11 protein-coding genes and 1 pseudogene are annotated in these 13,885 nt (G+C 65.2%); 10 read left to right on the forward strand and 2 right to left on the reverse strand.

What is annotated here, in order from left to right:
- Window positions 1–306: 306 nt before the first annotated feature.
- Window positions 307–654: pseudogene (locus AB0H83_RS44035) on the reverse strand (integrase core domain-containing protein); the annotation flags it as partial.
- Between the two features lie 306 nt (window positions 655–960).
- Between AB0H83_RS44035 and AB0H83_RS44040 the strand changes: the two are divergent.
- The 10 genes from AB0H83_RS44040 (at window position 961) to AB0H83_RS44085 (ending at window position 12,671) form a co-directional block, all read left to right on the forward strand.
- Window positions 961–1,236 carry a hypothetical protein gene (locus AB0H83_RS44040; RefSeq protein WP_360107188.1) on the forward strand — a complete coding sequence of 92 codons (276 nt, stop codon included), beginning with the start codon at window positions 961–963 and terminating at the stop codon, window positions 1,234–1,236.
- A 248-nt stretch (window positions 1,237–1,484) separates the two neighbouring features.
- Window positions 1,485–1,760, forward strand: coding sequence for a hypothetical protein (locus AB0H83_RS44045; protein ID WP_360107191.1), 276 nt, complete (start codon window positions 1,485–1,487; stop codon window positions 1,758–1,760).
- Window positions 1,761–1,824: 64 nt separating this feature from the next.
- Window positions 1,825–3,822: an ATP-binding protein gene (locus AB0H83_RS44050; RefSeq protein ID WP_360107194.1), complete on the forward strand. Its 1,998-nt coding sequence runs from the start codon at window positions 1,825–1,827 to the stop codon at window positions 3,820–3,822.
- A 258-nt stretch (window positions 3,823–4,080) separates the two neighbouring features.
- Window positions 4,081–4,392, forward strand: a complete 312-nt coding sequence (locus AB0H83_RS44055; RefSeq protein ID WP_360107197.1) for a hypothetical protein — start codon at window positions 4,081–4,083, stop codon at window positions 4,390–4,392.
- Window positions 4,393–4,463: 71 nt separating this feature from the next.
- A complete protein-coding gene (locus AB0H83_RS44060) occupies window positions 4,464–7,070 on the forward strand; it encodes a Z1 domain-containing protein (protein WP_360107200.1) in 2,607 nt (868 codons plus the stop codon).
- Window positions 7,063–8,061, forward strand: coding sequence for a PD-(D/E)XK motif protein (locus AB0H83_RS44065; RefSeq protein ID WP_360107203.1), 999 nt, complete (start codon window positions 7,063–7,065; stop codon window positions 8,059–8,061). Before AB0H83_RS44060 ends, AB0H83_RS44065 begins: the two co-directional genes overlap by 8 nt.
- A gap of 86 nt (window positions 8,062–8,147) precedes the next feature.
- Window positions 8,148–9,914, forward strand: a complete 1,767-nt coding sequence (locus tag AB0H83_RS44070; protein ID WP_360107206.1) for a hypothetical protein — start codon at window positions 8,148–8,150, stop codon at window positions 9,912–9,914.
- A complete protein-coding gene (locus AB0H83_RS44075; protein ID WP_360107209.1) occupies window positions 9,904–10,821 on the forward strand; it encodes a hypothetical protein in 918 nt (305 codons plus the stop codon). The genes AB0H83_RS44070 and AB0H83_RS44075 overlap by 11 nt, the downstream gene beginning before the upstream one ends.
- Entirely contained in the window at window positions 10,818–11,633 is an 816-nt protein-coding gene (locus AB0H83_RS44080) for a DUF6339 family protein (RefSeq protein WP_360107212.1), read from the forward strand. Before AB0H83_RS44075 ends, AB0H83_RS44080 begins: the two co-directional genes overlap by 4 nt.
- Window positions 11,634–12,224: 591 nt before the next feature.
- Window positions 12,225–12,671 (forward strand): very short patch repair endonuclease, encoded by a 447-nt coding sequence (locus AB0H83_RS44085; protein WP_360107215.1) that lies wholly within the window; start codon window positions 12,225–12,227, stop codon window positions 12,669–12,671.
- A 10-nt stretch (window positions 12,672–12,681) separates the two neighbouring features.
- On the opposite strand, the gene AB0H83_RS44090 is transcribed toward AB0H83_RS44085, so the two are convergent.
- Window positions 12,682–13,788 carry a DNA cytosine methyltransferase gene (locus tag AB0H83_RS44090; protein ID WP_360107218.1) on the reverse strand — a complete coding sequence of 369 codons (1,107 nt, stop codon included), beginning with the start codon at window positions 13,786–13,788 and terminating at the stop codon, window positions 12,682–12,684.
- Window positions 13,789–13,885: the final 97 nt, after the last annotated feature.

Below are 13,885 nucleotides of genomic sequence, written 5' to 3' on the forward strand. Positions count from 1 at the left end.
ATAGGCGCCTCCGGCGGCGGGACGTCGGAGCGGGACTGATCCCGGAACCTCGATGTTGACCGACATCGGCCAGATGATCGGCAGCGAGGCTACCCGCAGGGCGGTCCACGTGCGTGTGACAGAGGGCCCAGATCAACCGACCCAGGCCCGCCAAGTGGTACGCCGCGTAGCTGAAACCTGTCCCACGGCGACCGAGCACCCGACATGGCGCTTCCCTGGCTGTCAAGCGAGCATTTGTGATCGGGCAGGTGGGGCTCGGGTGCCGTCGCTAAGGATTGTCAAGCCCCGGGTTTGATGGACAGTTGGTTATCTGATTTCCAAGGTTGCGGTGACCGGGTGGGTCATCGCGTGTAGGGCTTCGTGTTCGGCGGGCGGGACGGGCCCGAGTTCGCCGTGCAGGCGCCGGTTGTTGTACCAGTCGATGTACTCGACGGTGGCGAGTTCGAGGTCGTGCAGGCCTCGCCAGGGTCCTTTGTTGCGGACGAGTTCGGCTCTGAACAGTGAGTTGAACGCTTCGGCCATGGCGTTGTCGCTGGAGCCCCCGACCGAGCCGACGGAGGCGACAGAGACGCCGGCGGCGGCCTCGGCGAGGCGTTGGGTGTAGCGGATGGCGCGGTATTGCACGCCGCGGTCGGAGTGGTGGACCAGGCCGGTGAGGTCGGCGCCAGCGGCTCGGCGACGCCAGATCGCCATGTCGAGGGCGGGGTCGGCATAGAGGTTGATGGCCAGCTACCAGCCGACGATCCGGATCTCCTGGTAGCCTTCCCGCGCGACTCGGTCCGGGATCCGGAGATCTTCAGCATGGCGTAGCCGGACGCCCGCCCGCTCGGTCGCAGCGCGGCCGTCGTAGCGCCTTCGTCAGGATGAACCGACCAGCAAGTGGCTCATGAGGCCAGCGAGAACTCGACGCCTCGTTTATCGCACGGCTCGGAAGGGAAACAGCGGGTGGCACGTTACATAATGCCGCACAAGGAGGACATCTCCGTCCTCAACGCGGCGCTACACCTCGTCCTTGAGCACTCCACCGTTGGCCGGCCGACCCGTCAGCGGATCGCGCGGACGCTGACGGCAAACGGCTTGGCTAACGCAGCGGCCAAGGCGCTGGTGCTCAGCTCAGTACCACTGCGCTGCTATGCGGAGGTAAGAGTCGCGCTCGACGACGAGGCGGGGCGCGAGTTCACGCTCGCGGTGATTCGGGCTGGTGAACTGCTCGGCCGCCCACCAGGCGACTTCTGAACTCCCTGCTGCCACGAAGATCGATGCTTTCCTTACCGCGTTGCGGACTGGCGGTACCGAGGTTCAATTCGACACGGTCCCGATTCGTATCCGGCGACCAATCGTCCGGGCCCAGAGACTTTCCGGTCGAGCGATGCCGAAGTGGGCGAGTACGTGTTCGCCCGCCGGGTCCATGAATAGCCCGCGTCACTTCGGATAGGACAGCATTCGTAGCGCTGCCGGCAACGCTGCCGCTCGGCGGGCTGCTCTTGGAACCCGGCCGGTACATCCTCACCTGCGGCAACCACACCCTCGATTTCGGCTGCGCCACCATCCGCACGCCACGGCTCGCCCTGGCCAACCGCCCCGACCTGCGCGCCGCCGTCGCGGGCGTCGACGCCGCCGCCTGGTACGTCTGCACCGACGGTGAGGGCATCCACCTGTACCTGCAGGTCAACGACACGACCTCGACAAATTTGAGACGGCCTGCTCGCTCATGGCCGAGGCGCTCTGATCTCACGCAGAGTCGACGCGCTGGCCGTTAAGACGGCTAACGAGCCGCCTATCGACGGGCTGTCGAGTGATCGTGCCGGACAGTAAGGTCCAGACATGAGCGCGGACACAGGCCCACGGACCTTCAGCATCACCGTGTTAGGGCGGACCCTGGAGCACCTCGGCGTGCAGATGTACAAGCGCAGGGACGCCGCACTTGCTGAGCTCGTCGCCAACGCCTGGGATGCGGGTGCATCCCGGGTCGAGATCGATCTTCCGAACCCGGCCACGTACAATCGCGCCAACGACTCGATCTCAATTTCTGACGACGGCGTTGGCATGACCGACGGTGATCTTGAGACGGAGTATCTGGTCATCGGTCGCAACCGCCGAGCAGACGGACAGCCCGAGGTTCCTGGTCGCAGTCCGATGGGCCGCAAGGGTATCGGCAAGCTCGCTGGCTTCGGCCTCGCGCAACGGATGATCGTCGAGACACGTCGCGCCGGCAGGGTCACAACCGTGGAGTTGGACGCCGAGAGGCTCAAGACGAGGTCAGGTGCTGGAGAGACTCTCAAGCTGCCCGGCGAGGTCCGGGAAACGGACAACACGGACCTGCACGGCACGACAATTAAGCTACAAGTGCTCAAGCACACCACCGCGTTGAGTCCGGAGGCCCTCCGGCACAATCTCGCGAGGCGGTTCAGCAGATCGGTCCGGGGCCATATGCAGATCCTCGTCAACGGCGTGCCCATCGACGAGGCCCCGCTCACCTTCACACACCGCACCCCGACGGCTGGCGACGAACAGCATGTTCTGCCCGACGGCAGCGAAATCAAGTGGTGGGCCGGATTCAGCCAGACGACTCTGCCCGCAGAAATGCAGGGCTTTGTCGTGCTCGTCCGCGGTAAAACGGCCCAAGCACCACCGTTTTTCTTTGGCGTGGAGAGTAAAGCGTCTGGACAGCACGGGACGAAGTACCTCACCGGAGTTATCGAGGCGGACTTCCTCGACGAAGGAGCGGACGACGCCAGTGACCGCATCTCGACCGATCGTCAGGAAATCGACTGGGCGGATCCTGCGCTGACAGAGTTCCACACCTGGGGGCAGACTCTCGTGCGGCGTCTCTTACGGGAGCACAGTTCCCGCGGAGCGGCCACAGCCCAGAGGCGTGTCATGGAGAACGAGCAGTTGGCGCGTCGCCTCGTGCAGCTCGATCCGCCGTCACGCAAACAGGCGGAGAAGTTCATCGGGCTGGTCGGCTCGTCGAACGCCGATACCGAGCGAACCGAGGCTCTGGCCGACACCATTCTCCGAGCCTACGAGTACCGCCAGTTCCACGACTACATCGAACAACTGGACGCGGTCGCCGACGATCCCGAACAGCTTGAAAAGGCGCTGGAGCTGCTCCGCGGGTGGCACGTCCTCGAAAGCCGCGCCGTCCTCGAAGTGGTCAAGGGACGGCTCGACATTGTCGACAAGTTCTACAACATGATCGTGAACGACAGTCCGGAGACCGCACCTCGGGTCGGTCGCGACAACATGCACGACCTCATTGCGGACTTCCCATGGTTGATCAATCCCGAGTGGCAAGTCCTCGCCGAGGAGAAGCAGGTAACCAAACAGCTGAAGGAATGGGGGGCCGAGGAGATCGACGCGGCCGACCTCACACGTTACGACTTCCTGGCACTGCGCGGCGAAGGCCGGCTGATCGTCATCGAGATCAAGCGTTCCGGTCACGCCGTGCAACTTGAGGACCTACAGCAGGTAGAGCGCTACGCCAACAAGCTGGCGCAAGGCGAAAGAGGCGACGTTGAAATGGCGTTCATCACCGGCGACCGTTACGCCCTCACGTCGAACACTCGCGAGGTCTGGGACCGTCGCGGTGACATCGAACTGCTCACGTGGGGCCAGATCCACGGACGTACCAAGCTGTTCTACGAGCACTACCGCGCAATCCTCGAAGGCGACGTCGACGACTCTGGCTTCCGAAACAAGACGTCGGAGTTGTCGCGTACGAGGGACGTGCTGAACGCTGGCGCCTATCGAAACAAGGACCTGCGGACGGCGGGTCTCGGCAATCAGGACATCGACTACACGATGCCTCCTGAGACATGATCCTCCGGAGCCGTCTCCGGAACAATAGAACCAGCGCCCGCAAGCTACCGACGTTAGGGCAGGTGACAACGCATGATCCCGCGTGAGCAGATCGTGACGGATGCGATCCTTCCGGACGAGGCCATTTACTGGACTCCGCGCGAGGAAGACCTCGGCGAGGATTCGGGATTCGGTTTCTTCTGCGACACCTGACCTATCACGGACGTTACCCGGAACGAGGCGGTTCAGATCCTCGACGAGGAGCGGAGGGTCATCCGATTGGTAGACGAGATCGCTTCGACGGCCGACACATTCGAGGCGCTCCTGCGAGCGATCGAGTCGGCCGATCCCGACGCCGTCCCCGAGGACCTGCCCGATTCGGAGGCGCTGGACGAGCTCGTCGAGATGGCTGAGGACGACTTCAGCTTCACCGAGGGCCTGGACATCGGCGTAGCAGGACTGGTGTACGCGCTGACCATGGTCGACACATGCCACGCGATGGAGGCCGCCAGCGGTGGGGCGACCCGTTCGGTCAAGGTGATCGAAGCGGGGGAAGTTGGCAATGGTGTTGTACCGGTGCGACAGTCGTAGGCTCAACCGCCAGCCCACCTTCTTCTCACCGAACAGCGCCCCGATCAGGTCACCGTTGAAAGGATCAAGGTATGACCGTCGACGACGACCTGGGAGATCAGTACGAGGTCTTTCAGTCGATCCTGGAGAAAGCGACACCGGAGAAGGCTGTTGCCCGGTTGCGTGTGCTTCAGGTGCCTGAGCACATCATCGAAGAGCTCAGGAAGCGCCATGAGGCCGATGTCATCAAAATCCGTGAGATGCGTGAACCACACGTCGTCTATCGGTCGGGTCGCTTGACGTGGTACACGGGGCCGCAGGAGGGCGACCGTTTCTGGCCCGCTCTGGAGAAGACGCTCCGTACCGGCGAGCGGCCTTGGGGCGACGAGGCCATCAGGGCTTTGGACAGTTCCTCTACCAAGGTCGTCGGGCTCCTGGATCACCCCGCTGTCACTTCTTTTCGCAGCATGGGACTTGTGCTGGGTTACGTCCAGTCGGGCAAGACCGCCAACTTCACCGCGGTTATGGCGAAAGCGGCGGACCGCGGCTACCGTCTCTTCATCGTGCTGTCGGGGATCCACAACGCTCTGCGCCGCCAGACGCAATCCCGTCTCGCACGTGAGCTGGTCCAGGCCAATCCGGCACAGTGGCACCAGGTGACTACCGTCGATCACGACTTCCATCCGCCCGCCAATGCGGCCGCGTTCCTGGCTTCCCACCAACAGCGGGTCCTGTTGGTGGTCAAGAAGAACGCCAAGGTGCTGGCCAAACTCAACAGATGGCTGGCCTCCGCCAGGGATTACCTGCAGGACTGCCCGACGGTTGTCATCGACGACGAGGCCGACCAGGCGACCGTGGGCGGGAAACGCATCAACCCGCTGATCGGCGACCTGCTGAAGGTCTTCACGCGAGCAGTGTACGTGGGCTACACGGCCACGCCGTTCGCCAACCTGCTGATCGATCCTTCGAAAGAGGACGATTTCTATCCGCGGGACTTCGTCGTCGGGTTGGAGAAGCCCAAGGGATACCAAGGGCCGGAGCTGCTTTTCGGCCGCGACCCGTTGGAGGGCGAAGATCCGGGTGACGTGGCCGGCGGCGAGGACATGATCCGGATAGTCCCCGACGAGGACGTCGAGTTTGTGCAACCGAAAGGCAAATCGGCGGCGTCCTTCGAGCCAGAAATGACCCCGTCTCTGCGCGACGCAGTGCTGTACTTCTGGCTCGCCACGGCTGCGCGCCGGGTCCGCAGGACAGGCGTCCCGCACTCAACGATGCTCGTTCACACGACCCTCAACACCTGGGTTCACGAGATGTTCCGCGATCCGCTCGACGATCTCCGCCGTGCAGCGTTGAGCCTGCTGAAGCCGGACGACCTGATAGCGGACGGTACCTTCGTCGCCGAACTGAGGGACATGTGGACCGACGAGACGGCGCGGGTGGCTGCTACGGACTTCGGCGAGAAGACCGTGTCGTTCGACGAGGTTCTCGCGGAGTTGCCCGGCGTCATCGCCGACAGCCGCGTGGTGGTCGACAACCACAAGAGCCGGGACCGGCTGGACTACGAATCGGGCCCGGTCGTTGCGATCGCGGTCGGCGGCAACACGCTCAGCCGTGGGCTGACGTTGGAGGGCCTTGTCTCCAGCTACTTCGTCCGGGCGTCCTCCACGTACGACACACTGCTGCAGATGGGTCGATGGTTCGGTCACCGCGCCGGATACGCCGACCTGCCGAGAATCTGGATGACGCAGGAGCTTGCGGAATGGTTCCGGCATATTGCGGTGGTAGAGGCGGAGATCCGAAAAGACATCGACCGCTATCTGGTCGAGGACAAGAACCCGCTGACCTTCGCCGTACGGATCCAGACCCATCCCAAGATGCTGGTGACCGCACCGGCCCGGATGAAGGACGCCGTCAAGGCTCAGGCCGCGTACGGTGGCGACCTAGTCGAGACCCGCTACTTCCACGTGGACGACCGGGCCTGGCTCGAGGACAACGTCAGGGCGGCCGACAACCTGATGCGCGCCGCTTCTGAGCACGCACGTGACGGGCAGTCGGTCGACGAAACGCGGCGACAATGGCAGTTGTGGCGGGACGTCTCATACACGGACGTGCTGCGATTCGTGGAGGAGTATTCGTTCCACGACCTGTCGCAGAACGGCCGCAGGGACCTGATCAGGGGTTACATCGAAAAGCGCATCAAGGCAGGCGAGCTGCTGAGCTGGGATGTCGCCGTGATCGGCAACTCCAAGAAGGACGCCAGACGGTGGAAACTGCCAGATGGTAGGTCGCTCGGTATGCACAATCGCAGCCGGCTAAACCTCAGCCCGGACAGCGCGGCGGACATCAAAACCCTTTCCAGCGCAAGGGATACCGCCGTCAACCTCACCGTGCCCGGCGGCGTGGACGACGGACGTCGCCTTGCGATCGAGAAACTTCGTCGTGTTCAGCGCCCGAAGGTCGGCCTATTGCTGCTCTACCCGATCGATCCGGTGTCGCCGCCGGTCGAGAAGAAGGGCCGTGAACCCCTCAACGCGACCCACGACGTCGTGATGGGAGCGGCCTTCGTCTTTCCCGAGCCCACGGGAGCGGACAGCACGGTGACGTACGACTACGTGTCGGCCGACCTGTCGAAGGTCTACGTGGAGCAGGAAGACCCGACGATCCTTGAGGGAGACGACGAGGACGACGCAAGTGTCTGACGACCTGCGCAGGATCGTTGCGGACCATTGGGACGCCCTGCAGGCGGGGTCCGGAACCGGGTGGTTGACGTCGGATCTTCCGGTGCGTGCCGCGGACACCCCCCTGCGATGCGCCATCGATCCCGAAGGCGCCAGGCATCTACTCGTTCCGCTGAGCGCCAGCGACGAGATTCGGCCCGATACCCGAGCCGCCGCCGTCCATCTACTCACACGGACTCTGCAGGGGCGGTCCGCGCCAGCCCGATACGCAGATCTGGTACTTCTGCGTCCCGACCTGCAGGAAGTATTCACGGGACTGTGCGCGGACGTCCTCGCGGCAGTTGCGCTGGAGCCAGCCGACCCGCCTGGGGCGGTGCAGCGCGTCCTGAACGGCTGGCACGAGCTGTTGCGCAGCGGATCGCCGCTCGGACTGGATCAGCTCACCGGTCTGTTCGGCGAGCTGACGGTTCTCAACGCCGTCCTGGACCGCAACATCGAGGCGTTGGGGGCCTGGACGGGACCTACTTCCTCATCGCACGACTTTCTCCGCAACGCCCGTGCGATTGAGGTGAAGTCGACGACGTCCGGGACGGGACGGGCGATCCGGATCCACGGTGTCGATCAGCTGGACCCTCCGCCCGGCGGCGAGCTGATCGTGTGGTGGATGAGGTTTGACGTTTCGGCGGGTGCCGGCGTCTCGGTCCCCGAGATCGTCGAGGCCACCGCCCTCCGGTTGGGCGAACCGTCCGCGTACTACCGGCTCCTGGCCCGGGCAGGCTACTACCTCGCCGATGCGGAACGCTACGGCGGCATCAGGTTCACCCTGATGGAACAGGCCTGTTACCGGGTGGTCGGGGACTTTCCGCGGATCGTGCCCGATTCGTTCGTGGGCGGGTTACCGAACGGTGTACGGGACCTCCGGTACACCGTTGACCTCGATGCCGCGCCGTCGCCCATGCCCGTACCGACCGGAGACGTCTCGGCGTTCCTCACTGCGATGGCGGCTCCGTGAGCGGGTTCCGGTGGTACTCGCAGCCCTTCCCACCTGGGGGATCGATCAGTGCCGAGGGTATCAAGAGGACACTCGGCCGCCCGCCTATGCCGTGGCCCGCGATCCTGGTCCGCGAAGCCGCGCAGAACAGTTGGGACGCGAAGTTGGGCGACCGACCCGTCCGCTTCCGGCTCGACCTCGCAACGGTCCTTCCCCAGCATGCCAACGCCTGGCGCGACCTGCTGCTGGAAGGTGCGCCGTACAGCGACCAGTTTCCCTTGCGTGCCTTACTCCGCGGCAAGGAGGGCGGCTCGACGATCGTGCGGACGCTTACGGTCAGCGACCGGGGGACGAAAGGACTGGGCGGACCCACCCGGGCCGACACAGCGCGCGGCGGCAACCCGCGGGACTGGGTCTCGTTCGTGCTGAACGTGGGCGACCCGCCCGACACATCCCGGGGCGGCGGCACGTACGGGTACGGCAAGGGCGTTTTCTACCAGATATCCCGAACCGGGACGGTGATCGTCCATACCCGCACGGTCGAACCGGAAGGCCCACAGACCCGTCTGATCGGAATCTGCCTCGGTGAGTCCGTCGAGCTGCCCGGAAAGGACGGCGAACGCCGTCCGTATACCGGGCGGCACTGGTGGGGTCGCGTGGAAGGGACGTACGTCGAGCCTTTGGTAGACGGCGCCGCGGAAAGCGTCGCGGCCGCCCTGGGACTACGCCCCTTCGACGGAGACGACACCGGCACCGACATCGTGATCATCGACCCGGATTTCGGCGACGATTCGGACGCGACAACTGCACGCTACCTCGCGGACTCGATCGCCTGGAACCTGTGGCCGATTATGCTGCGAAGTCGAGGGGAGGTCCGGCTGTTACCGGAGACCTACCTCGGCGGCTCGCCGATCGCCGTTCCGGTGCCGGAACAAAGCCGTGACCTGAAGATGTTTGTCGCAGCCTATGAACGGATGACCGCAGATGCCGAGGGCGTCGACACACTGAACTGCGGAAATCCCAAAAAGACCTTGGGGCGGCTCGTCATCGAGCGGCAACTCGCGCTACCGCACGAGACACCTCCAGCCGCTCAGGACCTCGGGGTTCCGGACGCGCCGCACCATGTTTGTCTTCTCCGCTCCCCGGAACTCGTCGTCAAGTACCACATCGGTCCCGAGCCCGCCAGCGGGGCCCTCGCCTACGCTGGCGTGTTCAAGGCGTCCGACGAACTCGACCGGACATACGCCCGTGCGGAGCCGCCGACGCACGACGACTGGGTCTTCGCGCAACTCGAAGGCAAGGAACGGACGTTCGTGCGCACCACGTTCGTCCGGATCAAAGAGAAGCTCGCGGAGTTCACGCGACCCGCCCCCGTGAAGGCCGATCCGGAGCGAGCTCCTCTCGGCGCCGCCAGCAACCTGCTCGGTTCGCTCGTGGCGGCGGCAGGCGGCTCCGGCAGCGGCGTCCTCGCCCGGCCAACGGGCGGAACCGGTACCGGCGACGGCAACGCCGCCGGACGCACGGCGAGAGCGATACTGAAGCTGGAGGGCAGTCCGCGGTTCGAGGAAGACCCGGACGGCCCGTTGTTGGTGCAACGCCTGGTCGTGCGGGCCGACGCCCCGGTTACCGTCGAAGGAACGGTCTCGGTGACCGTGGCGGACGGGACGCGTGAACAAGAGCCGCCGGGCGATTCCGGCCAGCCACGGATTATCGGTTGGCGCATCGCCGGCCGGACCACGAACGAGGAACGTCTCACATTGCCTGCGGCACCGACCGATGTCGATGTCGAACTGCTCGTGCGGCCCGTGCCGGACACCGTCACACAGATCGAAGCGGGACTGGCGCGGACGGTTAGGACTGCCGGTGGCGACTAGGGGGGTCCGCGCCTGGCCGTACCGCCGTATCCAGGACACGACGGTCCGCGCCGAATGCTGGACGCTCGACCCGGGAACCGAGATCGAGCAGGCTCTCCCGGAGAGCCTCTCCGACTGGGACTATCACCGCGACGTGAAATTGAGCAGGCACATCACGATCGATCTTCCAGCCGCCCGCAGAGATGCAGGTCTCGGAGACGAGGTCGACCTTGCCGTCAGCGTGCGGTGGAGTGCCGTCCCGTCCCACCTGCGAGGCGCCGTCGCGTGGGTACCGGTCAAGACCGACGCGTCGGCCATCAACCTCGAGGTTGTCCTCCCCGGCGAGCGGCTCGGCGGCGTGGTGCGGCTCGAAACGATGATCGTTCTCGCGAACCGCGGCGCGGAAAGGACGGCAGTTGCGCACCGTCCCGGGAGCAGCCTGTGGGACGACGCGGTCGACATCCGCCTGCAAGGAGACGCGCCGCTGTTCCCGCTGGCGGTGATCCCATTCTCCCGATCGGCGCTGCCCGAGGCGGCCGGATGGTTCCTCGAGCTCGGCGCCGACCTGCACGCCTCCGCACTGGGTTCGATCCAGCTGCTCGTCAACCAGGAAAACCCCGACGTCGTGGCGGCGGTCGGCCGCGCGGCGACGCCCAACGACGTCGACCGGGTCGTACTGTCGGCTTTGAAGACCGATGTCATCAGAAGCATGATCGATCGTGCGCTCGGGGCGGACGACTTCTCCTTTGACGTCGAGTTCGAGGAGGGAACCTTGGGGGCGGTCCTGCAGGGCCTTCTGCGCACGTATCTCAACGCCTACACCGACGATGCGAAGCTCACCGATCTGCGACGGATGCGCAACAACGACGCGCCGTTGTTCGCGACAGTCATCCAGGCCGCGACGAGCTTCTTGGAACGGCCGCGTTGAGCACGCTGTATCCGCGCATACCGGACCGGGTCGCGAAGGAACGTTACGAGGAGATCCGCCAGGCGCAGCCGCAGCAACTCGAGGGCGCCTCGGCCGCGTCGCACCCGGCGCAGTATTACGCCGCCACCGGCGGTGTTCGGGTACACGTCGAACAACTCCGCGCGCTGCGTGAGGAAGTCCGGACAGTCGCGGTCGGGCTCGGCTTCCCGGACCGACCGCTCGGCCGTGAACTCGGCCGGTTCGACACGACGGTCGCCCGTGTACTGCACGCACACATGGGTGCCGTGCCGGCGGAGGCTGCCGTCCGGCCCGTCTGGGCCTTCATGGCGCTCATCCTGCTGCCCGATATCGCCGTATGGCGCTTTCCGGCTCCGACCGGGGATCGCGTCCTCGCCACGGACATCACCAGGCACGTGTTCGGACGTCTGTGGTGGCGTGCCGAACTCCTTCGCGACGATGCGGAATCGACGGACCCGTACCACCTGATCGACGTCTTCTCCGAACGGAACTTCGACCAGATCTTCGCCCGGCGGCGCTCCGTCGGAGGATCGCCGGAACTGGTCCGCGCTCTCGCCAAGGAATGGCTCAAGCGCGATCTGATGACACGCAACGAGACCGAGATCCTCCGCGACGTCCTCAAGCACCTCATGCGGCGTGGTGCGTTCCAGGACCTTTTCGGCCTTCCCGAGCCGCTGCTCCGCGAAGAGGTTGCAGCCGTGATCACGGAGGCGAAGGAGAACCGTGAGCGGATGTCACACGTCGGACAGCCCGACGGCCGGGCGCAAGCAGCCGATTCGGTCGACCACAGGTGAACGGAGCATCCGTGCCGGGTACCGTGCACCGGCCGGACGGGTCGATGTGCTCATGGCTGCAGCGGGACATCTCCTACGTGATACCGATGTACGTTACCCTCGGTGATCGATGTCAACGAGGCGAGCTTTACAGCTTCACCGGCTATCGGGTGGTCAGCAGCTTGCTGCGGTACGCGACTCCGCGCACATGATCGACGGCGGATGGAGCGAGGCGCGCAACCGCCTCGGGGCCGAGGCCCCAGTTGCCGGATGCGTAACCTTCTACAGTCGCCGGCGGCGTGCACGGCCAGGGACTGAACTTGTGCCGCAGGTTGGGCCGACCACTGAACCGAAGCTCTTCGGATTGCTGGCCCGGTACGCTGGACGTGCCGATTGTGGGCCGGAGCCCGACGGTGTCGGGCCCTTCCGGGTCTACGCGCGGTCCGTGACAGATCTTCACGAGCCGGCCACGCTGATGTTGGCCGGTCGGGCGGGGTTCGACCTGGTGCCACGGCCGCCATGGCATGAGCCGGCGACGGAGGTGCCGGAAGGCGAGGACGTCGAATGGGACGACAAGATCGACCAGGGCAACCGCAGCCGATTGGCGGAACGATGACCTCGGTCGCCGACATGCCGCCGGTAATGGTCGCATCGTCGACCCGGGTCTCCGCCCAGATGAGCCGTCACCCTCGGAAGGACACTCAGCCCGAGTTGGCCCTGCGACGTCTGCTGTTCGGGCGTGGTTTCCGCTACCGCGTCCATCGGCCGGTGCCCGGACTGCCGCGGCGGACGGTCGACGTCGTCTTTCCCCGTGTCAAAGTTGCAGTGTTCGTGGACGGTTGTTTCTGGCACGGTTGCCCCGAGCACGGAATGGTGCCAAAAAGCAACCGAGAGTGGTGGCAGAAGAAACTCGACGGAAACCGCGGTCGAGATCTTGAGACATCCGCACATCTCGTCCGGCTGGGCTGGGACGTGCTGCGGTTCTGGGCGCACGAACAACCGGCCGCGATGGCCGACGTGGTCGCTGCTCACGTGCTGTCACGCCGCGCCGCCCCATAGGGCGCCGGTGTCACGCGTCGGCAGTGTGGCGCTGGTCAGATCCACGACCCTGCCGCGATCGGCGTTCCATCGCCTTGACAGTGTCGCCGATGCGTTCGGCGAGCAGGCTCGGGACGGCATTGCCGATCTGCAGAGCCATCTTTTCGACGGTGCCGACCAGTCGGGCGTACTCAGGAAACGTCTGCAGCAGCATCGCCTCACGCAGCGTAATTGCCCGATTCTGTACCGGGTGCGCGAACCTACCCCTGGTGACATTGGTGCAGCCCGACGTCAACGTCGGCGCCACACCGTCCCACGCCATGCGGCCATAAATGTCGTGGTGGCCTCTGTGATTCTTGTGGCAGTCCAGCACCAAGTGCTCGGGGAGTTGGCTGCGGCTGCCGCCCTCCGGAATCCACGCGAGGCGCTCCAACGCCACTTTGCTATGTCGCCGTGCGCGGTGGAACTCGTCGTCGGGGTCCTGTTCGCCGGATGCCAATACCGGGAGGTGTCCGATGGTATCACGCACCGTGACGAAAGGCTTCCGTCGTTTAGTGCCGGTCTCGGTGTCAGGGCTCGCGCCGTGCGTCGGCTCAGGTAGCGAGGGGTCGGTCACTCTGCTGCCGACGACCAGTACACGTCGCCGTCGTTGCGGTACGCCGTACTCGGCGGCGTCGACGACATGATGCGTGACCCGGTAGCCGAGGTCGAACAGGATCTCTTGGAAGGTCTCGAAGTAGGTTCCCCAGCGGCCTTCGACAAGGCCGGGCACGTTTTCGAACGCGATATGCCGGGGATGGAGTTCGCCGACCAGCCGGAGATATTCGTAGATCAGCTCTCTGCGCTGCTCGTCGTAGTCGGTCGGTGCGGCGGCCCGGCGGAGCACGGTGAAGCTCTGGCACGGCGGGCAGCCGAACAGCAAGGTCAGCTCGCCGCGGCGTAACCCGGCCGGGGTGAGCAGATCGTTGCCACTGACGTCCCGGATGTCTTTGACGATCGGGGAGACGCCTACGTTCACGGTGAACGCCGCTGCCGCGTCTTCGTCGATTTCGACGGCACCGACCGTACGGAAGCCGGCCTCGTGGAAGCCCATCGATCCGCCACCGCAGCCGGAAAAGAGGTCGACGACGGTGTACACGCGCTCCTCCTGTCCACGACCGATCATGCCGGTATGGATCAGGACAATAGCGTCCCTGCGCCGGCGTCGTACAGCCGTACGCCGGCGCGTCGTTCGG

This window comes from Dactylosporangium sp. NPDC050688, assembly GCF_040654515.1.
Lineage (GTDB): Bacteria > Actinomycetota > Actinomycetes > Mycobacteriales > Micromonosporaceae > Dactylosporangium.

Bases quoted from the DNA above. Each gene is read 5' to 3' on its own strand.
- AB0H83_RS44040 (WP_360107188.1), top strand. From the start codon at position 961: ATGCCGCACAAGGAGGACATCTCCGTCCTCAACGCGGCGCTACACCTC.
- AB0H83_RS44050 (WP_360107194.1), top strand. From the start codon at position 1,825: ATGAGCGCGGACACAGGCCCACGGACCTTCAGCATCACCGTGTTAGGG.
- AB0H83_RS44060 (WP_360107200.1), top strand. From the start codon at position 4,464: ATGACCGTCGACGACGACCTGGGAGATCAGTACGAGGTCTTTCAGTCG.
- AB0H83_RS44070 (WP_360107206.1), top strand. From the start codon at position 8,148: ATGCCGTGGCCCGCGATCCTGGTCCGCGAAGCCGCGCAGAACAGTTGG.
- AB0H83_RS44085 (WP_360107215.1), top strand. From the start codon at position 12,225: ATGACCTCGGTCGCCGACATGCCGCCGGTAATGGTCGCATCGTCGACC.